Below are 25979 nucleotides of genomic sequence, written 5' to 3'. Positions count from 1 at the left end.
ATTTTCATTCCCATTTTCATGTTAAAAATTATGATACGACATATTATTGCGACTTGCAATAAACATAAACAGGCTTTAAGTCGAGCTCAAAACCGAACTAAGGTCTCTTGAAGTGATTCCAGAGTGGGAAGTATGCCAGACTGGATGCCCATTCTTCACCAGAATCGTCTGCGGAGACTCATGCCGAACTCCCAAACGCTCTGCTGCTGCTGTAGATACGGCGCGATCCTCGATGACCAATACAATTGAATAATTAACCTGTTCATTAGGTGCCGCTTCCAGGTAGGCTTGTACCTCTTCATATGCATGTGCGCTGATGGGACAACGAGTACTATGTTTAAATAGCAGAAGCGGAGTCTCTGAAGACTGTGTAACCGCTTCTTCAAGCTGTTCTATACTAGTCAGTCTTGTCATCGTTTTCATTGCCTATACATCCCCCTTTGTCACTTCAGCTTTTCGTTTTCATACTTTTCAGAAAAACTTACACTCCCAATATATTAACAAAAAACGAGTCGAAAAGCCAATTTTCATAAGATATGGCACTGACCTGATCAGCCTGCCTCTGAAAAATGCTCTTCCCACCGAAATTGAGAGAGCTGTTCAAGTCTTCTCTCCACATCATTCATCCAATGTTCATCGCCTGCACTCAGCGCATACTGATACAAATCTAATAGCAGATTAATCCTCTCCTGCTTGGCTTGTTCAATCTCTTTACCCATGGTATCGATGTCGATATCAGGATGATGCTCTAATAGTTCAGTAATCAGCTTGGCAACTTCATTTGAATCTGCAAAGGAAACAGAGACATATTCACTTCCGGGACTTAGGCTGCTGATCAGCTGAATCAAATCCGGTTTGACTGGCTTAAGGACTTCATACGTTGAACATGTCATGCAGGAAAATACGGGCACATCTCTGATCTCTACTCTCTTAGCATAGATTACGCTTCGGAGCTCTAAGTTCATTGTCAATTTACATTTACACCATCTGCGCATAACCCATCCCCCACCTATCTGTTCAAATCTCAATATTCAAGTTTTTTCGACTTCATCTCATATTTTTCTACTCTACTTCGACTAATGTAGCATAAATCCTTCTCTATGAGGGATGTACTTATTTCCATAGCTTAACTCTTTCTCTTATCCTGCAGCGGATTTGGATTCGCGTGTCGTTTCGGTTACAATGGCACTGTATACGGTTAGGAAGGAGTGTTACAAATACATGAGATTAGCAGGAAAAAAAGTCATTGCACTGGTGGATGAAGAGTTCGAAGATTTGGAATTATGGTACCCTGTTCATCGGGTACGTGAAGAAGGGGCCGAGGTTCATCTTGCCGGAGAAACAAAAGACAAAACCTATGTAGGCAAATACGGTGTCCCGGCGAAGGCTGAATATAGTTTCGACGAGCTTAATAGTCAGGACTATGACGGCATACTTGTTCCCGGCGGCTGGGCACCGGACAAGCTGCGGAGATACCCTAAGGTCATAGAGCTCATTCAAGAAATGCACCAGGATCACAAGATCATCGGTCAAATCTGTCATGCTGGCTGGGTATTAATATCTGCCAAGATACTGCAGGGTGTAACAGTCACGTCAACACCAGGAATCCGTGATGATATGGAGAATGCAGGTGCGATCTGGAAGGACGAGCCTGTGGTCATTGATGGGAACATTGTTTCCGCTCGCAGACCACCTGACTTGCCGCCATACGGGAAAGCCTTCTGTGATCTGCTCGCAGATGAATCCTGATATTTATATGAACAACAAAGAGGATGAATTCAGGCAGCTTGCCTCCGTTCATCCTCTTTTGGTGCAGATTAACACTTTACATATTTTGCATCGTGATGTAATACTGGAGCTTGTCTGTCAAATTAAGACAGGGAAGTGCTTTGTGTCGAATTCCGTTTATACTTCTCCAGCTCTGCCTCAATTTCTTTGCCTGTCGACATGGTTAGACAAGACTTCGCCACCTTTACAGCCTCCGCCGCTTCCGTATTCAGCACACGGTGCTTCACTCTCAGGAGAGATTGAGGAGACATGCTCAGATTGTGTATGCCCAGCGACAACCAGATTGGAACCGCCCTTTCATCACCGGCCAGTTCTCCGCAGACACTGACACTGATTCCTGCTGCATGCGCAGCCTCTGCTGTCATACGAAGAAGTCTTAATACAGAAGGATGGAACGGCTGATACAAGTGGGCAATTTGTTCATTCATGCGATCAACAGCCAGAACATACTGTACAAGATCATTTGTTCCAATGCTGAAGAAATCCACCTCTCTGGCCAGCAGATCGGCGATAACTACGGCAGCCGGCACTTCAATCATAATCCCTACTTCAATGTTAGCATCATAAGGGATTCCTCGCTCCGACAGGCTTGCCTTTACTTCATTCAAGATCTGATTCGCTTCTCTAATCTCATCCAGTGATGAAATCATCGGATACATAATCTTCACTTTGCCATGTACGCTTGCCCGCAAGATAGCCGACAGCTGCGTCCTGAACAGATCCTTAAGCTCCAGACTAATTCGGATCGCACGGTATCCAAGGAAAGGATTGTCTTCCTCCGGAAGAGGGAAATAATCAAGCTGTTTATCTCCGCCAATGTCCAGTGTTCGTATGACTACAGCATTCCCGCCTGTCTTCTCCACTACATGCCGGTATACTTCATATTGCTCCTCTTCACTAGGGAATGATTGACGATCCATATATAAGAACTCTGTACGGAATAAGCCAACCCCCTTAGCGCCGGACCGAAGCGACATGTCCAGCTCTTTGACAGAGCTGATGTTGGCTGCCAGATTCAGCTGTATTCCGTCCTTGGTGACAGCATCTACCTCCGCCAGCACTTGAAGCTGCTCCTTCTTTCGCAGCTGCTGATTACGGATTTCCGTATATTTCTCGATAATAAGTGGATCCGGATTAACATACACGATTCCTTCATCGCCATTAATAACGAGAACATCCCCTGTTTGAACCGGAAGATTAACACTATTCTCAAGGCCTGATACCATGGGGATTCCGAGAGCTCTAGCCATAATTGCGGAATGCGAGGTCTTGCCGCCGATCAATGTCACGATACCAAGTACATAATTAGGATTCAGGTGTGCCAATTGGGATGGAGACAGCTCATTCGCTACCAGAATATAAGGCTGTGTATCCAATGGCAGCGTAATCTCTGGAGCACCCAATAGATGCTTCAAGAGACGGTTTCCTACATCCTTGATGTCCAGTGCCCGTTCCTTCATATATTCATCATCCAAGAGGTCAAACATCGTGACAAAGTGGTCAATTGCTTCCTTTACGGCCACCTCGGCCGCTTTATATTGCCGTTCAATAATCCCCTGAATCTCGTTCATAAACACAGGATCTTCTAATATGGCCAAATGAGCATCAAAAATACTCGATTCCTCGGGACCCACCACTTCATTAAATTCCTGCTTAATATGCTGAATCTCATCACGGGATGTTTTAATCCCCTCGTACAGCCGTTCGAACTCCCGAGCCAGGTCTACAGCGTCCATCTTCTGATCCGGTAAATCCCACTCCCAGCTTGGAAGAACAAATGCTTTGCCGATGGCTACACCAGCCGCTCCTGAGATGCCTTGTATCATGCTTCTACCCCTCCAACGTTCCTATCTTCATATAATACGACCGACATGACAGATGCCTGGCCTTTTCTAACGTGCTTAAACGGTGCATAACTCCATGACTTCACCCGATCCGGGTTGGTAATGACCATCGGAGTAACAAGAGACGGTGCTTCCTTGAGCAAGGCAGCATAGTTAAAGCGAATGAGCAGCTGACCTGGCTCTACGGTATCTCCTTCGCTGACGACAGCATCAAAATTCCCCTTGAGCTGTGAGGTATCAATGCCGATATGAAGCAGAACCTCAAGCCCCTCCGGAGTTTGAATCCCGATAGCATGCATGGTCGGATATAAATGCATGACCGTCCCGTACACCGGAGACAGCAGTTCTCCATTCTCCGGCTCAAAAGCGACGCCGTCCCCTACCAGCTTGCCTGCAAATATTTTGTCAGGCACCTCTTCAATGGGGAGCATCTTCCCTTGCACAGGGCTGCTGAACAGCACTTGCGGCAAATCACGCTCCAGCAGCTTGGCAATTTCCTCACGAATTAACTCAGAGTAGGTGCCGAAGACAACCTGCACATTACCTGCGCCGAGCTTGATGAGACCGGCTGAACCAAGTGCCTTCATCGCGCTGCTATCAATAAGGCGGTCATTATGCACTGTAAGCCGAAGTCGTGTAATACATGCCTCAACCTGAACAATATTGGTCTTCCCTCCAAGCGCCTCCACAATAAGCGGTGCTTGATAAGGTATACTGCCTGCCCAGTCCTCAAGCACAGAGCCTTCCTCACGTCCCGGGGTCGGGATCTGGAATCTACGGATGGCCCATCGGAATAAGAAGTAATATACCAGGCCATAGACGATCCCGATCGGAATCAACAAGAGTGCATTTTCAGACAAGTGGAAATTCAGTATGTAATCAATAACACCTGCCGAATAAGAAAATCCATGTCTTATTTCAAGCACATAGCTGATCCATAAGGCAAGTCCTGACAGAACGGCGTGTACAAAAAACAGATAGGGAGCTGCAAACAAAAAGGCAAACTCGATCTGCTCCGACACCCCTGTTAGAAAACAAACGAGCGCAGAAGTCATGAAGGTCTTATGTATCTTGGGCTTCAAATCTTCCCGAGCTTCCTGAATAATGGCAAATGCAATCGCAGGAATGGCGAACATCATAATAGGGAACAAGCCTGACATAAAATAGCCTGCTGAAGGATCCCCGGCAAAAAAACGCGGCAAATCTCCAGTCATAATCTGCCCTTCCGGTGTCTCGTAGGAACCCAGCTGAAACCAGAACACATTATTAAGCAGATGATGCAGCCCGAATGCGACAAGCACCCGATATAGAATACCGTATAAGAATAACCCGAAACCGCCGAGGCTGTATTCCATGGATGCAATTAAATCTAACAGCTGCTGCAATAGAGGAGCTAAGCCGAGCATAATGCAGGAGAACAAGGCGGAGAACAAGCCTACAATCAGCAGAACAAATCGGGATCCGCCAAAAAACTGCAATATTTCCGGAAGCTTGATGCTTTTGAAACGGTTATGAGTAAACCCGGCGATCGCGCCGAGTATAATTCCGATCAAAGATGCGGGTTGAACAACCCCGTTACCGAAATGGCTTACGACTTGGTCATAAATAATCATGCCTGCAAGCGCTGCAAGTCCTGCTTGACCCGCCTGATTGGACAGCCCGAGTGCAACACCGACGGCAAACAGATAAGGTAAAAAATAAAACAGGCTCTGTCCCGCGACGGTAGCTATACCGCTTATACTTTCAAATCCCCATGATTCCCAAGGAAGACTGCCTATGCTTAGCAGAATCGCCGCTGCAGGCAGTACCATCGTCGGAAGCATGACAGCTCTTCCAAGCTGCTGCAAGGAACCGAGCCAATTCATGGCGATCCTCTCCTTTCTATCATTGATGGTAAGCGTTAGCCGTCCTTTTGTCAAAATGAGAATAAACTTGAATTGATTTCATAGCCTGCAAGGCTCTTTGAACGGATTCCTGTGCTTAAATAATGCATATGAAGAAGGCTGTCCCCACAGTCTTCTTTGTGGAAACAGCCTTACTTCGGGTTTGCTTATATTGTTCTGGGTTGAAGAATGGAATCCTCTACTTTAATGCAGCGGTCCATAATTACCGTCATTCCATGCTCTTCGCCGATCTGCGCGGCTTCTTCGTTTACAATGCCTAATTGCAGCCACAATACTTTAGCCCCGATCTCCGCCGCCTCTCTTGCCACATCCGCACAGTATTCACTGCGGCGGAAGACATTGACGATATCGACAGGCTCCGGAACACTCTTCAAATCAGGGTAGCATTTCTCTCCCAAGATGGTATCCGCTCCAGGATTTACGGGTATAATTCGATAACCTCTGGATTGCATCGCCTGCGATACCATATAAGAGGTGCGGTCCGGTTTATCAGACAAGCCCACAACCGCTATATTGCCTGCAGAAGCCAAAATTTCTTTGATCTCTTCACGTGAAGGATTAGCAAAAGTCATTTGAGCATTCGCTCCTCTCCTAACAACAGATTCATTATTAACACTTCTATCGTGATTCAATTTCATAGGTAGCCAAAGGTATTATGAAATTGATACTGTATTATACCCATTCTACGTTAGCCCCAAGCGTCTGCAAATGGTCAAAATACCCCGGATAGGATTTGGCTACATGATGAGCATCCTTGATCCGAATCGGCTGTTTTGCGCGAAGCCCGACAATCGTTAAGGCCATAATAACCCGATGATCATAATGGGCATTAATTTCCACGCCGCCTTCTACCCCTTCCGGTCTTCCATGCACAATAATCTCAGCCTGCTTCTCTTCTACCTTGGCTCCTGCTTTGGCCAGCTCCGTCAAATAATCTGTTATCCGGTCACATTCCTTATATCTTAAATTCTCAACATTATAGAAGCGGGATGTTCCTTCTGCAAATACAGCAGCGGCAACCATAGCAAGCACCGCATCGGTTGCAGCATCCCCATCAAACTCCACCGCCTTCAATCTGCCATTGCCCTTGATGGTGACAGTATTGTTCTCATGCGTGAGGGGAACCTCCATCATTCGAAGCACATCAACAATCGCGCGCTCTCCTTGTTTACTCTCTTCCATTAATCTTGTTACCGTAACCTCAGAATTCGTAACCGCTGCAGCAGCCAGTATGGCAGCCGATCCTGGGTAATCTCCTTGTACCGTGTACTCAGCAGGCTTGTACTTTTGTCCGCCGGGCACTGTGAAGAACATATAATTCTCATCTGCATGAATGATAATGCCCGCCTGCTCTAGAACCTCCAGCGTCTGTCCAACAACGACCTTGGACTTCAGATCTCCGAGAACTTCAATCGTGCTGTCCTCAGGCAAGAGCGGTGTCAGGAACAGTAATGCACTCAAATATTGGGAGCTAACAGAACCTGATACCCGAATGGCTCCGCCTTGAGGCTTCCCTCCGCGAATCGTAATCGGCAGTCTTCCATCCTGATGCTCCACCTCCACGCCAAGCTGCTCAAGTGCATCAATTAAATCCTGATGTGGACGTTTCCCCAGTGATTCGGGGTATGTATTCACAAAATGAATTTCTTCACCAAGTGCTGCGATACCCATAAGAAACCTCAGAACTGCCCCTGCGTTACCTACATTAAGCTCAGAAACCTGTTTTGGAGAGGCACCAAAACCGGTAATCGTTATTTTCTCCTCATCCTCAATCAGCTCAGCCCCCAGCTCCTGTATACAGCGCCGCATCGCATCACTGTCCTCACTATGAGCCGGATAGTAAATGGTGCTGGTTCCTTCTGCAAGCGCACCTACCAGCAAATAGCGTGTCGTATAGTTTTTGGAGGAAAGCGCATTAATCTCTCCGGCGAGTGAAGGGGTATTGTTTACTAGAACGTCCATCGTGTCATAGCTCCTTTTTTATAGAAAAATATCACGAGAGTTGAATCCGTCAACAAATTGACATGCTCCATCTGTCTTCGTTATCATTGAATTGTTGTACATTCATGAACTTGCCTATCGATAAATTATATAGAAGAGAGGTTTCTACCTTATGAACCAAGTACCTGAAATTACACCTTCTGAGCTGCAAGTCCGGCTTCAATCCGGCGAAGCTCTCCAGATGATTGATGTCCGTGAAGACGAAGAGGTTGCAGCCGGCATGATCTCCGGCGCTAAGCATATTCCTCTTGGTCAGATTCCGGACCGACTCTCTGAGATCGAGAATACGGGCGAGATTATCTTCATCTGCCGCAGCGGCTATCGCAGTGAAAGAGCCTGCGAGTATTTGGCTCAGCAGGGCTTTGACGGATGCACCAATCTGGTCGGCGGAATGATTGCCTGGAACGAGCTGGAAGGCTAATAAATTAAGGGGCAGGCATTCATGCCTGTCCTTTTTTTAATCATACTACAACAGACCTTAAAAGCACAACAGCTTAAACGCGGTGATGCGCTAAAATATAATGAACAACCTCTTCCGGTTCCATATCTGATGTATCCACCGTTAGATCTGCGAAAGAATACTTCGTTTGGCGCTCCTGCATGATCTGATGTACACGCTCTTCCACATTTCCCGCTAACAACGGACGATCACGATTGGCAGAAACCCGTCTTATAATCGCTTCTGCGCTCGCTGTAAGAGCAACCACCCACCCTGCCTTCTTCATTGCGTCACAATTGTGCGGCTTTAGCACGGAGCCACCGCCTGTGGAGATAATCTGTGAAGATTGGTCAAGAACACGAAGCAATACGCTTGTTTCTATCTCACGAAAATACGCTTCTCCCTTTTGTTCAAACAGCACCGGGATCGGGCAGTCTTCCTGTGCCTCTATTTCTGCATCAATATCCACAAGCTTGTATCCCAGCCTATCCGCCAACAGACTGGACACTGTTGTTTTGCCTGTTCCCATCATCCCGATAAGGACGATATTCTCATTACTCATACTCAAAGACCTTTGCCACCCCTTTAATTGAACTATCAGTCGCTATTTCATTTAAACATATCACAGATAAAATCATCCGCCAAGAAGTCATAAAAGGACATCCTATCACGTACTCATAATAGTAATGAGTTGTCTATAGCATACCTGTAGGGAGTGTGAACACCATTCAAAATACAACTAGCCTCGAAACAGCCGTCAAAAAGCCCTCGCCCAGCCGAATCGCTCGAATTTTCCAGACAGGTCATGTCATCTGCAGAGATGATGTGCTGTTCGTGCTTCATTATGTACAACAAAAAGTGGCTTCGGAGGATCCACTTCTCGTAGATCTTCCAAAGCCACGTCTTATCCAGAGCTTCCAATATTTTAGTGAGGCTTCCCTGCTGCTGTTAGATGAGCATGCTTCCCATCACTGCACACAGGAGAGGTTAAGGAAGTGTCTTAAGGAAGCACTGTTCGGCCTCTATGAAGAACACAGTCCATAACTTTATATCACCAAAACTGCTCAGGACTCATTACCTAATAAATACTAGTTCCCCATCCAGTTGTAATGGAATGTACCTTCTTTATCCACACGCTTGAAGGTGTGAGCACCGAAATAGTCACGCTGTGCTTGCAGCAGGTTTGCTGGAAGTCTTTCCGTACGATAGCTGTCATAATAAGACAGGGCGCTTGCAAAGCCAGGAACCGGAATACCATTTGCAACGGCGACGGAGATTACTTTACGCCAAGCATCCTGATAGGATTCAACCACATTTTTGAAATATGGATCGAGGAGCAGATTTTTCAGCTCGGCATCCTTATCATAAGCATCTTTAATATTCTGCAGGAACTGGGAACGAATAATGCAGCCTCCGCGGAAGATCATTGCGATATTCCCGTATTTCAGGTTCCAGCCGTACTCATCAGAAGCTGCACGCATTTGTGCGAAGCCTTGAGCATAGGATACGATTTTACTTGCAAACAGGGCTTTGCGGACATTCTCAATAAACTCCGCTTTGTCGCCTGTGAATGCTTCTGTCTTCGGACCGCTCAGCACTTTGCTTGCTGCAATACGCTCTTCCTTCATCGCAGACAGGAAACGGGAGAATACGGATTCTGTAATCATGGACAGAGGCACGCCAAGATCCAGGGCGCTTTGGCTTGTCCATTTACCAGTACCTTTTTGACCCGCAGCATCGAGAATCACATCTACCATAGGCTTGCCTGTCTCTTCATCATATTTCGAGAAGATATCCGCTGTAATTTCGATCAGGTAGCTGTCGAGCTCCCCTTTGTTCCAATCGCTGAATATTTCGTGGAATTGTTCAGCGTTCAGTCCAAGCACATCCTTGAGCAGATGGTAAGCTTCACCAATTAACTGCATATCGCCGTACTCAATACCGTTATGCACCATCTTCACATAATGTCCTGCACCGTCAGGACCGATGTATGTTGTGCAAGGCTCGCCATTTACTTGAGCTGCAATCGAAGTCAGAATCGGCTTCACAAGCTCATAAGCACTTTCTTGTCCACCAGGCATAATGGATGGACCTTTCAGAGCGCCCTCTTCACCACCGGAAACCCCTGCACCGATGAAGCGGAAGCCTTTTTCTTCAAGCTCCTTGCTGCGGCGCTGTGTATCAGGGAAGTAGGCATTTCCTCCATCAATAATAATATCGCCTTGATCCAGATGTGGAACCAGCTGCTCAATCGTCGCGTCTGTCGCAGGACCAGCTTGTACCATAATCAATATTTTGCGAGGAGATTCCAAAGATTGTACGAATTCTTCTATAGAGAACGTTCCTACCAAGTTTTTGCCGTCAGCTTCTTTTAGAAGATCTTGCGTTTTCTCCGGGGAACGATTGAATACAGAAACCGAGAAGCCTTTACTCTCAATATTCAAGGCCAGATTCTTACCCATAACGGCGAGGCCGATAACACCAATTTGTTGTTTTGCCACTCTATCTCCATCCTTTGCTTCGTATTTTTTTGACTTCCACTGTCGATCGCCTTCATGAGGAAGCATAACGTCTGCAGTCCTTTTCTCTATGTAGTATAATGAAGTGCGCTTCAACAATACCCCTATTCTATCGTGTTTGGTTTTGGAAGTAAAATACCGGGTCCTCCAAAACAAGGGTAAAACACCTCTATTCACGAGGTGTTCATTAAATGCTCAAACTCTCTGCTCTTACTTTATATATTTGTGGCAGCCTCACCATTCAAGCATCAGCATTCGATCCTGCATTTGAAGAAGCTTGGCACGGCATTTGTCTGCCCTTGTTGTATCATTTGCACCGATGGCCTCATACAGCCGTTCCAGCTCATCGTCGATCTCCATCCGAAGCAGTGTAAGTCTTAATTCCCCTTCCGTGGAGGTGAACATCTCTTCCATTTCCTCGAGCGTTGGTGCCGGCCCCTTCTGATAGATCACCTTCTGCTTGAAGCCCGACACTTCGACGAGCCTGATGACCTCACCGAACAAAATATTTTCTATTACGATAATATGATCCTTGAATCTGCGAACGACAGCATGCCCTCTCGTGTCTCCAATCAATTTCTCGATATATTCTGCAAGCTTTGCATCCTTGATGATATAGTCACCAATCAACTTATAATCACCAGTTCTCATTTGCTGAAATTTCAGCTTTACTAATTTGCGGCCTGTACGTACGGACAAAATAAAGTAATCCTCATCTTCGCTCCAATATAGCGAATACCCTTCCTGAATGAGATCCTTAATGAGCTGTTGGATACGAAGGCGGCTAAACCGGAGCTCTAAATTGCAGTATTCCACTTCATAGCTCTTGTTCATGGCACTTCCTCCTCCATTTTTTTACGATCATGTGAGCCGGATCTTACTTATTAAAAAATGAGACTTGCCGCCTTGGTATCCTTGCCATTCTTCGCTCCACCATAAGTCGGCTTACCCTATTTTATACTGACTTCAAGGGAAGCGTACTTAGTCGTTTGACCATTTTTTTACCCGATAATCTTCATCAACTATCCAGCAAATGTACAAACTTGAAGAGAGGGGAAGCGGGTACTCCTGTGTTATAATGAGTCGCGTAATATTGTGTATACTATTATATTGGATAGTGTTTAGGTTCATGCTAACCTATAAGGAGGATTACTTATAATGTCACAACTCACATACCCCTCATTAAATGAAGCGGATTTTGAAGTATTCGAGGTACCCGGACTGGAGCCCCGCATGGAGCTATTGATTGAACGGGTTCGGCCGAAGCTTGAGGCCATTGGGGCGGCCTCAGCGCCATTCCTCAGCGAGCTGTGCGGCGAAGACATGTTTGTCCACGTTGCGAAGCATGCCCGCCGGAAGGTGAATCCGCCGAACGATACCTGGGTTGCAGTAGCCAACAATAAAAGAGGGTACAAGGCATATCCCCATTTTCAAGTTGGAATGTTCGGTACACATGCGTTCGTGATCTTCGCCATCATCTATGAGAGCAGCAATAAGGAAGTGTTCGCTGAAGCATTATCCCGTCAGTTTGAAGAAGTAGCACAGAATATACCCGGACATTATTATTGGTCCACCGACCATATGATTCCGGAAGGAACAAATCATGCAGACATGACGAAGGAAGATTTTCAGCGTATGGCGGAACGACTCAAAAATGTGAAGAAATCCGAGGTTTTATGTGGACTTCGTATCGACAAGGATGATCCGCTCCTTCTGGATGGTCAGAAGTTCGGCAAGACTATAGAAGAGACTTTCGCAGCCCTGCTGCCCTTGTATAAAATGTCATTTTAATCAGAGTATATCCCAATATTTATAAATAAAAGGCCGGATCATAAAAAATCCATTTTCATTCCCTTTTCATTTTGCTATACTCATCTAGGTTTGATTATTCTTAATAATGAAAGGTTGTGACAGCATCCATGGATCACCGTCGTACGCCGCTCTTTACAGCACTTAAGAACCACGCGGCTAACAATCCGGTACAGTTTCACATCCCTGGTCACAAAAAAGGACTTGGAACGGACTCAGAGTTTCGCGAATTCATAGGGGATAACGCCCTTTCCATAGATTTGATCAATATCGCGCCACTTGACGATTTGCATCAACCGACTGGAGTAATTAAAGAAGCACAAATGCTGGCTGCCGATGCATTCGGGTCAGATTACACCTACTTTAGTGTACAAGGGACAAGCAGTGCGATTATGACCATGATCTTGTCCGTATGCGGACCTGGTGAGAAGATTATCGTGCCGCGGAATGTGCATAAATCAGTCATGTCTGCCATCATTTTTTCCGGAGCCAAACCGATCTTTATTTCTCCGGTCAGTGACGAAAATCTCGGTATTGATCACGGAATTACAGTTGGTTCGGTACGCCGGGCACTGGAACGCCATCCTGATGCAAAGGGTGTGCTTGTCATTAATCCAACATATTTCGGCGTTTGTGCGAATCTGAAGGAGATTGTGGAGCTGGCTCACAGTTACCAAGTGCCCGTTCTTGTGGATGAGGCGCATGGTGTACTGATTCATTTCCATGAGGATCTTCCTATGTCTGCTATGGAAGCTGGTGCAGATCTAGCCTCTACAAGTGTGCACAAATTAGGCGGCTCGATGACGCAAAGCTCGGTCCTGAACCTGAATACCAAGAACGGATTCGTTAATCCAGAGCGGGTACAGACGATTATCAGTATGCTGACTACAACTTCTACATCTTATATATTGTTGTCTTCACTGGATACAGCAAGACGTAATCTTGCACTCTATGGACACAGCATGGCTCAGAAGGCCATTGATCTTGCGGAGTATGCCCGCCGGGCGATTAATGATATTGAAGGGCTGTACTGCTTCGGCGAAGAAATACTAGGCGGAGAAGCCACCTATAGCTACGATCCGACCAAGGTGACGATTCATGTTCGACATCTTGGACTCACCGGCTATGATACAGAGAACTGGCTTCGCAAGCATTACAACATTGAAGTGGAAATGAGTGATATGTACAACATTCTCTGCCTGATCACACCAGGCGATAATGATGACACTGTCAATACACTGCTTAATGCACTACAAGAGCTGTCGAACACGTATTACAATGTGAATCAAGCCAATGAGCTTGTCGTTAAAATCCCAGAAATTCCTCAGCTGATGCTGACACCGCGTGAGGCTTTCTATGGTGATACCGAGGTGATTCCGTTCAAGGAATCGGAGGGCCGCATTATTGCTGAATTTATTTATGTGTATCCTCCAGGTATACCGATTCTGCTGCCGGGTGAAGTCATTTCTCAGGATAATATCGACTACATCATTGAGCATGTCGAGGTTGGTCTGCCTGTTAAAGGACCAGAGGACCGAACGATTCAGAATGTCAAAGTGATCGTTGAGGCGGAGCCTATTTTTTAATACTTGTCGTTATAGGGCACAAGAAAAGACCAGACAACTTGTCTGGTCTTATTCGTCTGTTGAGAAGAAGATGCGCCGATTACTCGTTCTCGACCATTTCGTTGAAAGCCGCTTCAACACGGTTCCACTCTTCTTCATCTTCGATTTGATACAACGCAACTTCTTCATTCTCTTCTTCCAGGCGGAGGATCAATCCGTCCGCTTCAGGATTATCGCGCTCGAGCAGTACCGCATACTCTTTGCCGTCTACGTCAAAAGTTTGCGCCAGGATCATTTCGACCTCTGCACCATTCTCGTCTGTCAGGGTAAGAACAGCCATTTCGTGTTCATGATCGTGGTCATGGTTGCAATGTTCGTCGTGAACATGATTGTGATCGCTCATGAGAATACCTCACTTTTATATTTATATTGTAATCATACGATAGGCATTTGTAACATCATACTACGGTCGCACTTGTAATCATACGGACGTATCGTAACACTATTACGGGACAAAATCAATGAAACTCTAATCCAAGGCCGTAATCACTTTTTCCGAAACAAGGAAGAACGAATTGCTGCCTGACGGTTTCATATAGAACCCTACTTTATAATTCCCGCTTTTTTTAAAATCATAAGTAAAATCATTTGTTTTGAACCAAAAATTATCCTTCGATCCGCTGCCCAGCTTCTCGGATTGTATATTTTTCACGTTTCCGGAGGGGTCGGTGATCGCTACTTTGACCTCGGAAATTTTCCCATCCAGACTATCGACCTGACTTAACACGTTAAACTTTAATTTACCTACATTGACATTCCCAAACACTGTCTCACCTTTGAACAAAGTGATATGCACATTCGGCTTGGTAATGGTAACCTTGCCATTTCCTGAATCCCATGAAGCAAGCCCGCTAATCTCACGGACCGGAGCGTATGTCGTTCCATTTATAAAGTAACCACCGCCGCTTACTTCTTGCCCATTAATAATGACACGAATTCGTTCGGTAACCGAGTCAGCAAACAACATGGATCCGCTGCCCAAGAGCGAGAACACAATTGCAAGGGCAAGCGTTCTTTTCCACTTCATAAGCTCTTGTTCCCCTCCAGCAATGAGAATATAGTATGTCTATTTATACTTCATCCCGGAGAACAAGTTGCGGTACGTTTGGAAAATTTTTCAGAAAAATTTACGAAATATGTATCCTGCCGCTTCTTCTATGCTGGGTTTAACATGCACCGTTCCTTGAAAGGGCCCGGTGCACGTCATTTGGGTCTAACCTTTAGGCTTGGTCAAGATGCAAGGGACGCCCTTCCCTACTGCTCCCGGTTCCCGCATGCGCTCTGCGTATGCCATTCCGCGTTCACACGGTGTTTTACAGACTTCACACACCTCGGACGTCACCAGCTTCATACTTGTCCGCACCTTTTCCTTACTTGACCCGCCTTTATTCCCCTTCCCCTTTGCCATGGATGCTTCCCCTCTTTCGTAGGTGTTTAAGGCATGTTCATCTGCAGCTTCGTGTGCCTGGTAATGCATTGTATGGGGATTCGCGGAGAAGGTGCATAAGAGAGTGCGTTGGTGCTCCATTTTGACGCTTCATTTTTTGACTCCCTCTCTCCGGTTGCTTCAGGCGCTCCATTTTTTGACTCCCTCTCTCCGATTGCTTCAGGCGCTCCATTTTTTGACTCCCTCTCTCCGGTTGCTTCGCAAAAGTCGTTCGGGATCCAAAAAATTCCGCTGAAGGTGTAAAGACTAAACTATGTTTTGCCAATGGACATGGTCAATTTTAAAAAGCAAGTAAAAAGGGAAGCCCAGCAATTGGGCTTCCCTTTGACAGTTCAGATATGACATCCGATCAAGATATTTTATTGAAAGATAGGCAGTTGATCCAAATTATTCGTCGGATCACCATCGGCATCTCCGCGAATACGAAGGGAGCCATCTTTCGCTTTGAATACATTTACTCCTGCAATGGATCCGGTTTGGATCTCATTCAACGCTTGATTGTAATCAAGCACTCGGCCCGTTGACGTCTTAAATGCGGTTAAATCTCCGTCTCCGTTTTTTTGAACGGCAACAAATTGCTCGCGTGTGTTATTTTCCATAAGAACATACACTCCTTTTTTGCAGCCATAGTTTGTAACCTGCTCGGATTCAGGATAACCTGATCTCCGACATCTATGATTGTGCCCAATAAGTGGACTTCTTATGAAAGATAATATTCTCGCTTAGAGCTTTTTCTGCATCCGTACGTGCAGTATACCTGCATCATAGAAAGGCTCGTCCGAGATCACTTCATATCCAAGCTTCTTATAGAAGCCTTCTGCCTGACATTGTGCATCCAATATAGAGTAGGCTAATCCCAGGTCTTTTGCTCTTTCTTCAAGCGCCATAATCAGTACACGACCATATCCGTTTACCCGATAAGGCTTCAGGACAGCAATTCTTTGCAGCTTTGCTGTATCTTTTTTATAATAAATCAAGCGGCCGGTAGCCACCATCTCTTGTCCATCCTGAATTAAAATATGGTGTGCATCCGGACTCAGAACATCATATTGGTCTATTTCCTCTTCTATTGGAACGTTCTGTTCCTCTACGAACACCGTTTTGCGAATGTTCAGCCCAGCTTCAAGCTGTTCTTGTGTTGTAACATTAATAATCTCGGCTGGCATACGTCTCCCCCTCTTACTATCCATAAATGCAAAAATCCAAACCATTATACACTACATCAGCAGTGATCGTACAGTCTGTCTTCGATATGGATAATTAAAGCAAGCATGTGCACCTTTGCTACGGTAAAAATGTTTCTTCATTTGATGGCTTGGAGTAAACTTCATCGCCTACGGATTTTCGATATACCTCATCGATTACAGGAAGATCTGAATCAGCTGGCTCAATCAGCTGCAGGTTAATTGTTTCCTGTGAAGGAGTTAAGGTGCATCCTGTTATGCTGGTTAATACTATTCCACAGATCATAAGTATGATCAGACTACGGGTCACACTTCTGTTCATAGAACCCCATCCTCTTGTTGTGATTTTCATCCTTTTAAGGTTGCTCATTTGAGGGAAAATTAAACATAGGACAGGGATTGACATCACATAATAAGCCTGATAATATAAATTTATTCACTTTTTATTATTATTCCATGATCTGTTAGCTCAGCTGGGAGAGCACTATCTTGACAGGGTAGGGGTCAGTGGTTCGAGCCCACTACAGATCATCACTGAGAAACCCTTGATTATCAAGGGTTTTCTTCTTTTTCTCAACTCATATGATGTAGTGCGGACTATCCTTCTCGACTCGTGCTGCCTCTTCCCATTACACGTGCAGTTGGAAAATATATTCTTCTTCTTTAAATTTATGTACTCCCCTGATCTCACCGATTCCATCCAGCCTAACTTTATCTTCACAGATTACAGGTCTTGTTTCTACAATCACATGGAGTTTTGATGCCTGCCAGAGATCCGTCTCATAATAGGAAACAACAGGCTGCTGTATCAAAATTTCGTCGTTACCAAAGGCGAGTTTAACATAGTTTTGATGAAGAAGCCTGCCAGGCAGTGCATCTATATTTTGCGGATCGATGCTCTTCACAGCTATATCTCCTTCAATAAATATGTGAAATCCTGCACTCTCTTCAAACAGCTTGAACGCAGCCGTTCTGTTATCTTTAACATATTCTATTGTTGTCTCCGTCTCTTCACTTACTTTAATATCCTTTATTTTACTTTGCTCTTCCGGGTGGGAATGAGATCTTAGAAATTCGTACAAACAATTCTCCGAATGTAAAAAATCCTCCTGCCATCGTTCTGTGAACTCATCCAGCAGCAAGCACATCCACAAGCCCGAGTAGTAGCAGCTTTTTCTTAATTGAAGTGTGGCGGCTTTTGAATTTATCAATTCTTGTCCAAACAGATTCAATATAGAACGCAATGATTGTGTTGAATCTTCGGCGTATGCCTTCAGTTCCACATAATAAGCAGGCCCCTCTATGGTCTCTACCCTTGTCTCATATGTAAAATATGAACCCAGCAGCTCTTTTCTCCTACTGCGAAATTTAAAAAACTCGGATAAATGACCATCCCTTATCTGTGTATCACTTGCCTCCAGCGCAAGACGAAGACATTGCCTTTCCCGACTCCTAAGCTCCACATTCTCTTCAAGAAGAGGGTAGGTTAAACCCAATAGCTCATCTGGGAACCTCTTCTCTTCGCACAAATACTGGAATCCATGAAACAGCTCATGCACAAGGAGTGACTTGAGCTCTGCCATATCCTCAATTCCTTCCACGTTCACAATTGCTGTAGGATGATCTTTATACATAATTAACGTATTACCGACGAATGGCTGGTCCCATTTCAATTGATGAAACGTATCTGATTGAAATTTGGGATGGTGAAATAGGAAAACTTCGCTCGAGTTATATATCGCGTAGGCGACTTTTCGAAATCCCTGCCATAACGGTTCTACATCGAGCTCAAGCAGCACATCTGCTGCAGAATGAAAGTTGATTCCCATGTTTATTCTTCCTCTCAGTTTTCATTTGGTGAGATGTTTGAGGAGATTATACCAAAAAATAAAGGACCCGCAGATACCTGGGATCCTTTATTTTTTGGTGATTAGTATAGAATGGTTTTGGAAATGATGACAAGTAGAATGAAAAGAACAAGAATCGCTCCGATGGAAGACCAACCATTGTAACCTCCACAATATCCGGATCTAGATACTTCACTCATGCTGCTCTCCTCCTTATCTCTAAGGTATGAGATAGTATATGAATACCTAGATTAGATGACAGGGCGGGTATCCTGATTTTTCAAATCTTTTTTGTCACTTCTCTCTGTTTACTCCAATTATTTCGCGTGATGAGGTGTTCCCTCATGCTTCTCTTTGCGAAGCCCGGCAAGGCCGAACAGACCTAACAAACCAAGCCATCCCCAGCCGTTTCCACGATCTGTTGTCGCGTTTGCTCGAACGTTATTGGTACCATAAGTACCATTGTTGTAAGCATTGGTATTGTAAGTTCCAGTTCCAGTACCTCTGCCATCGTACATATTATTGTTCATGTTGTTCATTGTGCGAGTACGATTCATGTTTGTTGTACCGTTGTCTGTCCCATCAATACCCAAGTTTTTTTCCAAACGATTAACCGAATTCTTAACCGGATTATCGTTCATATGGTTTGTGTTCGTTTCAGCCATTGCCGGAACAGCAATTACCATAGAAATACTTGCAGCTGCTAAAGTGGCTGCCCATTGCTTTTTCATCATCATTCACCCCACTGATTATTGTTTTGGCCTGTCGCTTGTATAATCCCCTCCGCAATTTAAAGTTATACAAGCATCAATGTGGGGGAAAAATGGGGCAAATCCTAATTTTTATGTACAGCAAAAAACCCACCGTTTGCAGCCGGTGAGTTTTCATATATACCAATCATCTCTTGAAGGGTTACGAGTACAGAATACCGCATGATTATTAACGCTGCATGATAGAAACATAAAATTTAAATTAAAATAATGAGATCTTATCCACGCCTTGACCTCACAACGAACGTATACAGTTCTTTATCAAGGACTGTCCCGTCTTCAAGTACCACATTATGGTCGTCATGAGAGCTGATTGTCGTCCGGTACGAAATTAGCTTAACCCCTTTCCATACCGTTACCGCAGATTTGAAGTAAATTGCATTATCAAATTGAATCGACTGACGCATCACATATCCGACCGTATGAATAGAAGATCTTGCTCTTTTCTTGCCTTTTCCATAGGCATCCTCAGGCAAGGGATGAATTCGTACAATTTGACTAAACGGAATCTTGACTCTCTTCGCTCCTACGACGATGATTTCGGCATCTGCATCCCACTTCAGCAATATCCCTTGAACGGGATCTTTACGACCACCTGCTCGTTCCACCAGCACTCTTTGGCCTACCCAGTGTTTCATTCTCCCGTTCACCTCCGTGTTCTTCTTGTTACTTGTCCGAGATTATCCAATTTACTTGCTTGATTCCTTCTTCTTCCAAGAAGGCGTTCGCTCGAGAAAATGGATGGCTTCCAAAAAAACCGTGCCGAGCTGCAAGCGGACTCGGGTGAGCTGATTCTATAACCAGATGACGGGAACGATCTATGAAGGCCCCCTTCTTCTGTGCGTGACTTCCCCAGAGCATAAACACGACAGGCTGCTCCCGGACATTCAAATTCTCAATTACCGCGTCAGTAAACCGCTCCCATCCGATATGGCGATGTGAAGCAGGTTCTCCCTCTCTCACAGTTAATACGTTATTTAGTAACAGAACTCCTTCCTCCGCCCAATCCTGAAGAGACCCATGTGTAGGGATGGACACCCCAAGATCACTATGTAATTCTTTATATATATTTCGCAAAGATGGAGGGATTCTAACCCCTTTTTTGACAGAAAAACTTAGCCCTTCCGCCTGACCCGCTCCATGATATGGATCTTGTCCAATAATCACAACCTTTGTATTCGCATACGAGGTCAATTTCAACGCATTGAATATGTCTTCCTTCGGAGGATATATCGTTTGCGTCTTATATTCAACAGCCAGCTTCAATCGAAGCTCTTGCATATAATCCTTACTCATCTCGTCCCGCAGCAGTTCATCCCAGTCATTATTAAACATATATCTGCTCTCCTCATTCCCAATCACTTTATACCATATATAGATATCTAAAAAAATAAGCTGGACTCCTGTTAGGAGCCAGCCTATTTCATCTAAATGTATGCCGAGGACGGGGGTCGAACCCGTACGATGGTCACCCATCGCAGGATTTTAAGTCCTGTGCGTCTGCCAATTCCGCCACCCCGGCGTATGTGTATAGACTGTTTAACCAAACTCAGTGTAAAGTTAAAGAACAATCCACAACCACTTTCGAATTCCCCAGCAAATATGCTCAAAAATCCGGTATCTCTTATTATATATGAACAGTCACGTTTTGACAAGCTCTGTGCTCATGAAATCTTGATCTGACTTTAACCGCACAAAAAAATCCACCTCTTCGAGATGGACTCCTGAACGTTTGCATCGCCATGAATAGTTTATTCTTCATGATCTAAGCGCACGGCTTTGTATAATTGGCCTTCATGTTCAACAAGAATAACCTCATTCGTGTTCGCATCTTTTAATTGAAATATCAGCGATCCCGCTTTCAAATAATTGCTTAAGCCGTCTTGACCTTTAAGCTCGTTATCCTCTGTTAATTCCGATAAAGTTACTTCCATCGTTACTTCACCTAGCTCCTCACTTGCCAACTTATCTGGAAGAACTTCCTCGGTAATTACTTTATATGGAATCCCACCAGACCATGTAACAAAAGGATCGTTGTTCTCCGTCTGAACTGTCCCTGCGGATGATTCTTCCCGCTCTGCAGAGTCTGTGGCGCAAGCAACAGGAAATAATAAGCACATCATGACGATCCCAAATTTTAATACATTCATCATATTTCTGCTCCCTCTAAGAAGTTGATCTGGTACCCTGAATAGAAAGCAGATCTACAGAATAATAACGAGCTACCTTTATTTAGCTAAAACACAGATTATTCTTCCTTGTACCCTTTCTTTCTGCTCGCCATTCTCATCCACCAAGCAATGCCACCAATACCCGCAGCAATAATTACAGCAAAGATAACGATATACCATCCATGAATATTCATTGTGCATTCCTCCTAAGATAGTTATACCCATATTATCTGCCACATTAAACTTACTCACTCATTTCTTCATATTCATCACGAATGTTTAAACTCCAGCCGAATTGGTTTATTTAACTTTAAGATATTTTTTCCTGGATTATTGTAGAAATTTAGAACTAGTTCTGATAGACTATTCGTAGACATGAAAGTGAAAAAAGATGTGATAAAACAACCAGTTTGCAATGTAATTAGACCTGATTCATTACATTAATCACTGGCATAGGGAGAATAGGCTTATGAATAAAGAAGCGATTATTGCGATGAAACGTAATCAGCAGATCATGGTACGAAGCAAAGATGGAGAGACCCTAACTGGGTATCCTGTTCCTACAGATCATTCATCAAGGCTTGTATTAAAAACAACCTTTGGTCCGGTTTGGATACCATATGAGGAAGTAGAGCAAATTACCCGGATTATCAGTATTAACCGCTCAAGAAAATTGGCTTTATCTTAAAGTTATCCTACAATGTACTGTTCATAAATTTACAACGCAATGTAAATCATAGATATGAATTAGCTGGGGCTTGGCATCATGGCTCTGGCTATTTTATTATTTAATGGGGGTGAGCTAGTAATGAACAATATGCCTAAGCTTCTCATATTTGCTGGGATTGCACTGATCGTGATTGGCTTGATCTGGATGATTCTCGGAAGATTTGTGCAACTAGGTAAATTACCAGGAGACATTTATGTAGATCGAGGGAACTTTAAATTCTATTTCCCCATTGTTACTTGTATCGTTATTAGTCTTATCCTTACGTTGATCTCCTGGATTATCCGCCACTTTATGAAATAAACAGCAGCTAGTATTTCGTCCAATAATCCATTCCATCTGATGAAGCTGGTATCGAACGCACCGACGTTTGCTCCTCTGGCTCCCAGCCCTCTAGAATCATAATGTGTTCTGTAGATGATTGATCCTGCCACTTAATAAATCCTTGTCTTTCTAACTCTCTTAGAGCCTTCCGAATACCACTTTCTGTTCTTCCGGTCTTGACTTCCAGTTCCATCATTTGAGGCATGCGTCTCCGCTGCCCACAAAAATTGTATAGGATCCGCAGCAGTTTGCGTTCAAAATCAGGCATCATCCTCATCACTCCCTAAGCTGTTATCGTTGCTCTAACAGGTCGCCAAGCCAGCACATTCTCCTCGTTAAAGGTTCTCGGAGCCCCTGTATGAAGACATGTGGAATAAATTCTGCCATTTACTATTCGATGAATTTCAATATTACGTTGACTAACCTGCCCTGCTCGATCCAGATAAACGATTTCTACAACCTTGCCAATATATTTACGTGGCATAAGCTCACCCCAAATAAGAACATTTGTTTGTATCTATTATATAGGAACACACGTTCTTTTATCAACTGTAAAATTTGTCTTCTTCACTCTTAAAAATTCAAATCTATGATAAGATGCATCATACGGAGTCTTACGCAAAAAGACCCTTGCATACCAATATGCAAGGGTCTTTTTCCAACGATATGAGATCTATATAAACTTTCACGTAACAGATCGTCCCTTAATGGGCAGGCGCACTGTTCACTGCAATATCATCATATTCGTCATGAATATCTCCTACGATCTCTTCCAATATGTCTTCCATCGTAACGAGCCCTGTAACTTGGCCGCTGGCATCGGTTACAAGTGCAATATGAACCCGATTCTGCTGCATTTTAGTAAGAACATCCTTAATGGGCGAGGTCTCCTTAAGACTTGGCATCGGATGAATAAAACCGTTCAGATCAAATTCTCTGCCTGCAGCAATGCTTGTCAGCATTTCTTTCGTGTTGATAAAGCCAAGATATTGCTCTTTATTCCCTTTATTAATAACAGGGTAACGGGTGTACTCATACTGATGAATGACCTCAAGTATGCTCTCAAGGGACATATCACTGCTAAAGGTAGCTATTTTCCCTTTTGGAATCATGATCTCCTTCAATATGCGCTCATCAAAATCAAAAATATTCTTCAAATAATCAAGCTCTGTCTGATTAATTTCTCCACTCTCATAGCTGTTGTTGACAATCAGCTTCAGTTCTTCCTCTGAATACACGGTATCATGACCTGCAGGCTTCACACCAAAAATCTTCAACAAGAGGCGAGCCGAATTGTTCAGTGCAGTAATTACAGGATACATTATCTTACCGAACCAATACAGCGGACCTGCCAGCAGCAGAGTCATTCTCTCAGAGAACTGAATAGCCAGTGTCTTCGGAGCAAGCTCACCAATAACAACGTGCAGGAAGGAAACAACCGACAAGGCAATAACATAGGATAATACCGTCGATAGGGCTGCCGGCAGATTCCAGCTATCAAAAACCGGATGAAGCATTTTCTCGACTGTTGGTTCACCCAATGCACCCAGAACGAGCGCCGTAATCGTGATTCCCAGCTGACACGCCGATAGATAATAATCCAGCTCATGTGCGACCTTTTTGGCTAGAACAGCCTTCTTGTTGCCTTCCGCAATCAATTGGTCGATCCGTGACATCCTCACCTTGAGAATCGCAAATTCAGCTCCAACGAAGAATGCTGTCAGTCCAATGAATACAGCTACCAAAAACAAATTTAATGCAATTGTTCCGTCCAATGATTTCCCTCTTATAAGAGGGATTCACCTCCAGAGTCCTATAGTATTTTACATATTTAAGATCTACAAAAAACAAAATTATTGTTGAATTTTACTTAATACGACCTGCTTGATTTGGAAGTTATCCATCTCCTTGACCTTCCATACCTGCTCATCCTGTTCAACGACATCGCCTTCCTCAAGAGAAGCCCCCCGCTTGGATTGAATCCAGCCGGCAATCGTATCTACCTCATCAGCTCCGTCAAATATGAAGCCGAATTGCTTCTCCAGCTCATCCAGTAAGACTCGGCCACTGATTAGATATTCGTTCTCTCCAAGCTGCTGGATGTCGGCCTTCTCATCACTGTCAAATTCATCGCGAATCTCGCCAACGATCTCCTCTAAAATATCCTCCATCGTTATAATCCCGGAAGTACCGCCGTATTCATCAATAACGACTGCCATATGCACCCTTTGCTGCTGCATTTTGATCATCGCTTCCTGAATTGGTGTAATTTCCGAGACATACGGCAGCTCACGCACAAATTCTTCAAGGCGATGCTCACTTCCGTCTACGATATGAGGGAGCATCTTCTTCACGTTGACTACACCGATAATTTTGTCCTTATCTCCAGCTTCAACAACCGGATACCGTGAGTAATTATACTCATCAAAAATAGGAACAATATCTGCATAAACCATGTCGATATCGAGCGTTACCAGATCCACACGCGGAACCATGATGTCTTTCGCGTCCCGTTCATCAAAGGAAAATACATTTTCCATATAAGCAAGCTTTGTCTGATTGATCTCGCCGCCTTCGTAGCTCTGATTCATGATGATCTTGATCTCATCCTCAGAATACGCCTGTTCGTGACCCGCTGGCTTAACCCCGAAAGCACGCAGCATAACGCGTGAAGAACCGTTCAATGCCCAAATGAATGGGGACATGATCTTACCGAACCAATAGAGAGGTGCTGCGAGCAGCAAGGTCATCTTCTCCGCAAATTGGATCGCCAATGTCTTCGGTGCCATTTCACCTACAACCACGTGCAGGAAGGTAACTAAGATAAATGCAATCGCATAGGAAGCCACAGATGAAACAGCCTCGGACAAATCAAAGTAGTTAAAAACCGGATACAGCAGGCTCTCAACAGCCGGTTTACCCAGCGCTCCCAGACCAAGTGCAGTAACCGTAATACCGAGCTGACAGGCTGACAAATAATAATCAAGATCTGTAGCTACTTTTTTGGCAACCACTGCTTTCTTGTTTCCTTCAGCGATAAGCTGATCGATACGCGACATTCGTATCTTAACTACAGCAAACTCAGCAGCAACGAAAAACGCAGTAAGCGCAAGTAATATGACAAGTAATATTAAATTGGTAAACGTGATAATGTCCAATAATTTCCCTCTTAAGAGGGATTCACCTCCAGGAATATTTACAGCATCTCTATTGAATAACTGTATTTAAATTTAAAAGTTCGAATGAAATATACATTACAACTTCGGCCGATGAGGGGCGGTGTTCATGAGAAGAACCTTGTTCATGCCATCATGATCAGCCCGCTTGAATATTTTCCGTTCGTTTAATTGCGTCTGCGATTCAAAATACAGTAACGCCTTCCCAATGTGTCCACCTCCCCTCCGTAATATTCCTACAAGTATATCATGATTGATTGCTAACCATCCAGTTCAACGTTATGGTTACAGCTTTATAATAGCTGCCGATGCCTCAAGATCTTATACAAAAGGTAATGTTATCGTACCTTGATATAAGTCCAGCGTATGAATTCATTAAGAATGTACAAAACTCATTCTTTCTA

At 44.3% G+C, this 25979-nt stretch carries 31 protein-coding genes and 2 tRNA genes; 8 read left to right on the top strand and 25 right to left on the bottom strand.

Going from position 1 to position 25979, the window contains the following annotated elements; genetic code table 11:
- Positions 1–75 precede the first annotated feature (75 nt).
- On the bottom strand, positions 76–423 hold the full coding sequence (gene ytxJ, locus BLW49_RS15385; protein WP_076313183.1) for a bacillithiol system redox-active protein YtxJ: 348 nt from the start codon (positions 421–423) through the stop codon (positions 76–78).
- Between the two features lie 128 nt (positions 424–551).
- Entirely contained in the window at positions 552–995 is a 444-nt protein-coding gene (locus tag BLW49_RS15380; RefSeq protein ID WP_076313184.1) for a hypothetical protein, read from the bottom strand.
- A gap of 226 nt (positions 996–1221) precedes the next feature.
- Here BLW49_RS15380 and BLW49_RS15375 point away from each other — a divergent pair, with 226 nt between their 5' ends.
- Positions 1222–1749: a type 1 glutamine amidotransferase domain-containing protein gene (locus BLW49_RS15375; protein ID WP_076313185.1), complete on the top strand. Its 528-nt coding sequence runs from the start codon at positions 1222–1224 to the stop codon at positions 1747–1749.
- Between the two features lie 122 nt (positions 1750–1871).
- On the opposite strand, the gene ptsP is transcribed toward BLW49_RS15375, so the two are convergent.
- The 4 genes from ptsP to aroA all read right to left on the bottom strand — a co-directional run bounded on the left by ptsP (position 1872) and on the right by aroA (position 7498).
- A complete protein-coding gene (ptsP, locus tag BLW49_RS15370; RefSeq protein WP_076313186.1) occupies positions 1872–3614 on the bottom strand; it encodes a phosphoenolpyruvate--protein phosphotransferase in 1743 nt (580 codons plus the stop codon).
- A complete protein-coding gene (locus BLW49_RS15365) occupies positions 3611–5497 on the bottom strand; it encodes a glucose PTS transporter subunit IIA (RefSeq protein ID WP_076313187.1) in 1887 nt (628 codons plus the stop codon). Before BLW49_RS15365 ends, ptsP begins: the two co-directional genes overlap by 4 nt.
- A gap of 185 nt (positions 5498–5682) precedes the next feature.
- A complete protein-coding gene (locus BLW49_RS15360; RefSeq protein WP_076313188.1) occupies positions 5683–6108 on the bottom strand; it encodes a CoA-binding protein in 426 nt (141 codons plus the stop codon).
- Between the two features lie 100 nt (positions 6109–6208).
- Positions 6209–7498, bottom strand: coding sequence for a 3-phosphoshikimate 1-carboxyvinyltransferase (gene aroA, locus BLW49_RS15355; RefSeq protein WP_076313189.1), 1290 nt, complete (start codon positions 7496–7498; stop codon positions 6209–6211).
- A 151-nt stretch (positions 7499–7649) separates the two neighbouring features.
- On the opposite strand from aroA, the gene BLW49_RS15350 reads away from it, so the two are divergent.
- The gene (locus BLW49_RS15350; protein ID WP_090725431.1) at positions 7650–7958 is read left to right on the top strand and encodes a rhodanese-like domain-containing protein; all 309 of its coding nucleotides are present in this window, start codon (positions 7650–7652) and stop codon (positions 7956–7958) included.
- A 73-nt stretch (positions 7959–8031) separates the two neighbouring features.
- Here BLW49_RS15350 and BLW49_RS15345 read toward each other — a convergent pair whose 3' ends face one another.
- Entirely contained in the window at positions 8032–8538 is a 507-nt protein-coding gene (locus BLW49_RS15345) for a shikimate kinase (protein WP_090725534.1), read from the bottom strand.
- 155 nt (positions 8539–8693) lie between these two features.
- Between BLW49_RS15345 and BLW49_RS15340 the strand changes: the two genes are divergently transcribed.
- Positions 8694–9020, top strand: coding sequence for a hypothetical protein (locus BLW49_RS15340; RefSeq protein WP_090725430.1), 327 nt, complete (start codon positions 8694–8696; stop codon positions 9018–9020).
- A gap of 44 nt (positions 9021–9064) precedes the next feature.
- Here the strand turns inward: BLW49_RS15340 and gndA are convergent, their stop codons facing one another.
- Positions 9065–10477, bottom strand: coding sequence for an NADP-dependent phosphogluconate dehydrogenase (gene gndA, locus BLW49_RS15335; protein ID WP_090725533.1), 1413 nt, complete (start codon positions 10475–10477; stop codon positions 9065–9067).
- Positions 10478–10729: 252 nt separating this feature from the next.
- Positions 10730–11329 carry a hypothetical protein gene (locus BLW49_RS15330; RefSeq protein ID WP_076313192.1) on the bottom strand — a complete coding sequence of 200 codons (600 nt, stop codon included), beginning with the start codon at positions 11327–11329 and terminating at the stop codon, positions 10730–10732.
- A gap of 324 nt (positions 11330–11653) precedes the next feature.
- On the opposite strand from BLW49_RS15330, the gene BLW49_RS15325 reads away from it, so the two are divergent.
- Both BLW49_RS15325 and BLW49_RS15320 read left to right on the top strand, forming a co-directional pair.
- A complete protein-coding gene (locus tag BLW49_RS15325) occupies positions 11654–12286 on the top strand; it encodes a DUF1054 domain-containing protein (RefSeq protein WP_076313193.1) in 633 nt (210 codons plus the stop codon).
- Positions 12287–12414: 128 nt separating this feature from the next.
- Entirely contained in the window at positions 12415–13890 is a 1476-nt protein-coding gene (locus BLW49_RS15320) for an aminotransferase class I/II-fold pyridoxal phosphate-dependent enzyme (protein WP_090725428.1), read from the top strand.
- 79 nt (positions 13891–13969) lie between these two features.
- On the opposite strand, the gene BLW49_RS15315 is transcribed toward BLW49_RS15320, so the two are convergent.
- The 6 genes from BLW49_RS15315 to BLW49_RS15290 form a co-directional block, all read right to left on the bottom strand.
- Positions 13970–14272, bottom strand: a complete 303-nt coding sequence (locus BLW49_RS15315) for a DUF1292 domain-containing protein (RefSeq protein WP_047910914.1) — start codon at positions 14270–14272, stop codon at positions 13970–13972.
- Between the two features lie 126 nt (positions 14273–14398).
- Positions 14399–14956: a copper amine oxidase gene (locus BLW49_RS15310; RefSeq protein ID WP_076313195.1), complete on the bottom strand. Its 558-nt coding sequence runs from the start codon at positions 14954–14956 to the stop codon at positions 14399–14401.
- A 186-nt stretch (positions 14957–15142) separates the two neighbouring features.
- Entirely contained in the window at positions 15143–15337 is a 195-nt protein-coding gene (locus BLW49_RS15305) for a hypothetical protein (protein ID WP_076313196.1), read from the bottom strand.
- Positions 15338–15735: 398 nt separating this feature from the next.
- The gene (locus BLW49_RS15300; RefSeq protein ID WP_047910910.1) at positions 15736–15975 is read right to left on the bottom strand and encodes a DUF3892 domain-containing protein; all 240 of its coding nucleotides are present in this window, start codon (positions 15973–15975) and stop codon (positions 15736–15738) included.
- Between the two features lie 123 nt (positions 15976–16098).
- Complete coding sequence (locus tag BLW49_RS15295; protein WP_076313198.1) at positions 16099–16542, bottom strand: GNAT family N-acetyltransferase; 444 nt, start codon at positions 16540–16542, stop codon at positions 16099–16101.
- Between the two features lie 118 nt (positions 16543–16660).
- Positions 16661–16882, bottom strand: a complete 222-nt coding sequence (locus tag BLW49_RS15290; RefSeq protein WP_090725427.1) for a hypothetical protein — start codon at positions 16880–16882, stop codon at positions 16661–16663.
- A gap of 136 nt (positions 16883–17018) precedes the next feature.
- Here BLW49_RS15290 and BLW49_RS15285 point away from each other — a divergent pair.
- A tRNA-Val gene (locus BLW49_RS15285) sits at positions 17019–17091 on the top strand.
- Positions 17092–17189: 98 nt separating this feature from the next.
- On the opposite strand, the gene BLW49_RS15280 is transcribed toward BLW49_RS15285, so the two are convergent.
- The 6 genes from BLW49_RS15280 to BLW49_RS15255 form a co-directional block, all read right to left on the bottom strand.
- Positions 17190–18389 carry a hypothetical protein gene (locus tag BLW49_RS15280; protein WP_090725425.1) on the bottom strand — a complete coding sequence of 400 codons (1200 nt, stop codon included), beginning with the start codon at positions 18387–18389 and terminating at the stop codon, positions 17190–17192.
- A gap of 335 nt (positions 18390–18724) precedes the next feature.
- On the bottom strand, positions 18725–19144 hold the full coding sequence (locus BLW49_RS29225) for a WGxxGxxG family protein (RefSeq protein WP_143042124.1): 420 nt from the start codon (positions 19142–19144) through the stop codon (positions 18725–18727).
- Positions 19145–19395: 251 nt separating this feature from the next.
- The gene (locus BLW49_RS15270) at positions 19396–19815 is read right to left on the bottom strand and encodes a hypothetical protein (RefSeq protein ID WP_090725424.1); all 420 of its coding nucleotides are present in this window, start codon (positions 19813–19815) and stop codon (positions 19396–19398) included.
- A gap of 28 nt (positions 19816–19843) precedes the next feature.
- Positions 19844–20512, bottom strand: coding sequence for a uracil-DNA glycosylase (locus BLW49_RS15265; protein WP_090725531.1), 669 nt, complete (start codon positions 20510–20512; stop codon positions 19844–19846).
- Between the two features lie 101 nt (positions 20513–20613).
- A tRNA-Leu gene (locus BLW49_RS15260) sits at positions 20614–20699 on the bottom strand.
- A gap of 229 nt (positions 20700–20928) precedes the next feature.
- Positions 20929–21330: a hypothetical protein gene (locus BLW49_RS15255; protein WP_090725422.1), complete on the bottom strand. Its 402-nt coding sequence runs from the start codon at positions 21328–21330 to the stop codon at positions 20929–20931.
- A gap of 487 nt (positions 21331–21817) precedes the next feature.
- Here BLW49_RS15255 and BLW49_RS15250 point away from each other — a divergent pair, with 487 nt between their 5' ends.
- Both BLW49_RS15250 and BLW49_RS15245 read left to right on the top strand, forming a co-directional pair.
- Entirely contained in the window at positions 21818–22036 is a 219-nt protein-coding gene (locus tag BLW49_RS15250) for a hypothetical protein (RefSeq protein ID WP_076313205.1), read from the top strand.
- 120 nt (positions 22037–22156) lie between these two features.
- Complete coding sequence (locus BLW49_RS15245) at positions 22157–22378, top strand: DUF2905 domain-containing protein (RefSeq protein ID WP_090725530.1); 222 nt, start codon at positions 22157–22159, stop codon at positions 22376–22378.
- Positions 22379–22385: 7 nt separating this feature from the next.
- Here the strand turns inward: BLW49_RS15245 and BLW49_RS15240 are convergent, their stop codons facing one another.
- The 4 genes from BLW49_RS15240 to BLW49_RS15225 all read right to left on the bottom strand — a co-directional run bounded on the left by BLW49_RS15240 (position 22386) and on the right by BLW49_RS15225 (position 25557).
- Entirely contained in the window at positions 22386–22670 is a 285-nt protein-coding gene (locus BLW49_RS15240; RefSeq protein WP_090725421.1) for a hypothetical protein, read from the bottom strand.
- Positions 22671–22682: 12 nt separating this feature from the next.
- A complete protein-coding gene (locus BLW49_RS15235) occupies positions 22683–22883 on the bottom strand; it encodes a hypothetical protein (protein ID WP_090725419.1) in 201 nt (66 codons plus the stop codon).
- A 220-nt stretch (positions 22884–23103) separates the two neighbouring features.
- Positions 23104–24174 carry a hemolysin family protein gene (locus BLW49_RS15230; RefSeq protein ID WP_076313209.1) on the bottom strand — a complete coding sequence of 357 codons (1071 nt, stop codon included), beginning with the start codon at positions 24172–24174 and terminating at the stop codon, positions 23104–23106.
- Positions 24175–24252: 78 nt separating this feature from the next.
- Positions 24253–25557 (bottom strand): hemolysin family protein, encoded by a 1305-nt coding sequence (locus BLW49_RS15225; protein ID WP_076313210.1) that lies wholly within the window; start codon positions 25555–25557, stop codon positions 24253–24255.
- Positions 25558–25979: the final 422 nt, after the last annotated feature.

This window comes from Paenibacillus sp. PDC88 (genome assembly GCF_900106725.1).
GTDB lineage: Bacteria > Bacillota > Bacilli > Paenibacillales > Paenibacillaceae > Paenibacillus > Paenibacillus shunpengii.
This window is presented reverse-complemented; position numbering and strand designations above follow the sequence as displayed.

What these genes read in the sequence shown, in the direction of transcription:
- ytxJ (WP_076313183.1), bottom strand. Translation starts at nt 423, where the DNA reads ATGAAAACGATGACAAGACTGACTAGTATAGAACAGCTTGAAGAAGCG.
- BLW49_RS15380 (WP_076313184.1), bottom strand. Translation starts at nt 995, where the DNA reads ATGCGCAGATGGTGTAAATGTAAATTGACAATGAACTTAGAGCTCCGA.
- BLW49_RS15375 (WP_076313185.1), top strand. Translation starts at nt 1,222, where the DNA reads ATGAGATTAGCAGGAAAAAAAGTCATTGCACTGGTGGATGAAGAGTTC.
- ptsP (WP_076313186.1), bottom strand. Translation starts at nt 3,614, where the DNA reads ATGATACAAGGCATCTCAGGAGCGGCTGGTGTAGCCATCGGCAAAGCA.
- BLW49_RS15365 (WP_076313187.1), bottom strand. Translation starts at nt 5,497, where the DNA reads ATGAATTGGCTCGGTTCCTTGCAGCAGCTTGGAAGAGCTGTCATGCTT.
- BLW49_RS15360 (WP_076313188.1), bottom strand. Translation starts at nt 6,108, where the DNA reads ATGACTTTTGCTAATCCTTCACGTGAAGAGATCAAAGAAATTTTGGCT.
- aroA (WP_076313189.1), bottom strand. Translation starts at nt 7,498, where the DNA reads ATGGACGTTCTAGTAAACAATACCCCTTCACTCGCCGGAGAGATTAAT.
- BLW49_RS15350 (WP_090725431.1), top strand. Translation starts at nt 7,650, where the DNA reads ATGAACCAAGTACCTGAAATTACACCTTCTGAGCTGCAAGTCCGGCTT.
- BLW49_RS15345 (WP_090725534.1), bottom strand. Translation starts at nt 8,538, where the DNA reads ATGAGTAATGAGAATATCGTCCTTATCGGGATGATGGGAACAGGCAAA.
- BLW49_RS15330 (WP_076313192.1), bottom strand. Translation starts at nt 11,329, where the DNA reads ATGAACAAGAGCTATGAAGTGGAATACTGCAATTTAGAGCTCCGGTTT.
- BLW49_RS15325 (WP_076313193.1), top strand. Translation starts at nt 11,654, where the DNA reads ATGTCACAACTCACATACCCCTCATTAAATGAAGCGGATTTTGAAGTA.
- BLW49_RS15320 (WP_090725428.1), top strand. Translation starts at nt 12,415, where the DNA reads ATGGATCACCGTCGTACGCCGCTCTTTACAGCACTTAAGAACCACGCG.
- BLW49_RS15315 (WP_047910914.1), bottom strand. Translation starts at nt 14,272, where the DNA reads ATGAGCGATCACAATCATGTTCACGACGAACATTGCAACCATGACCAC.
- BLW49_RS15310 (WP_076313195.1), bottom strand. Translation starts at nt 14,956, where the DNA reads ATGAAGTGGAAAAGAACGCTTGCCCTTGCAATTGTGTTCTCGCTCTTG.
- BLW49_RS15305 (WP_076313196.1), bottom strand. Translation starts at nt 15,337, where the DNA reads ATGGCAAAGGGGAAGGGGAATAAAGGCGGGTCAAGTAAGGAAAAGGTG.
- BLW49_RS15300 (WP_047910910.1), bottom strand. Translation starts at nt 15,975, where the DNA reads ATGGAAAATAACACACGCGAGCAATTTGTTGCCGTTCAAAAAAACGGA.
- BLW49_RS15295 (WP_076313198.1), bottom strand. Translation starts at nt 16,542, where the DNA reads ATGCCAGCCGAGATTATTAATGTTACAACACAAGAACAGCTTGAAGCT.
- BLW49_RS15290 (WP_090725427.1), bottom strand. Translation starts at nt 16,882, where the DNA reads ATGAACAGAAGTGTGACCCGTAGTCTGATCATACTTATGATCTGTGGA.
- BLW49_RS15280 (WP_090725425.1), bottom strand. Translation starts at nt 18,389, where the DNA reads ATGGGAATCAACTTTCATTCTGCAGCAGATGTGCTGCTTGAGCTCGAT.
- BLW49_RS29225 (WP_143042124.1), bottom strand. Translation starts at nt 19,144, where the DNA reads ATGATGATGAAAAAGCAATGGGCAGCCACTTTAGCAGCTGCAAGTATT.
- BLW49_RS15270 (WP_090725424.1), bottom strand. Translation starts at nt 19,815, where the DNA reads ATGAAACACTGGGTAGGCCAAAGAGTGCTGGTGGAACGAGCAGGTGGT.
- BLW49_RS15265 (WP_090725531.1), bottom strand. Translation starts at nt 20,512, where the DNA reads ATGTTTAATAATGACTGGGATGAACTGCTGCGGGACGAGATGAGTAAG.
- BLW49_RS15255 (WP_090725422.1), bottom strand. Translation starts at nt 21,330, where the DNA reads ATGATGAATGTATTAAAATTTGGGATCGTCATGATGTGCTTATTATTT.
- BLW49_RS15250 (WP_076313205.1), top strand. Translation starts at nt 21,818, where the DNA reads ATGAATAAAGAAGCGATTATTGCGATGAAACGTAATCAGCAGATCATG.
- BLW49_RS15245 (WP_090725530.1), top strand. Translation starts at nt 22,157, where the DNA reads ATGAACAATATGCCTAAGCTTCTCATATTTGCTGGGATTGCACTGATC.
- BLW49_RS15240 (WP_090725421.1), bottom strand. Translation starts at nt 22,670, where the DNA reads ATGATGCCTGATTTTGAACGCAAACTGCTGCGGATCCTATACAATTTT.
- BLW49_RS15235 (WP_090725419.1), bottom strand. Translation starts at nt 22,883, where the DNA reads ATGCCACGTAAATATATTGGCAAGGTTGTAGAAATCGTTTATCTGGAT.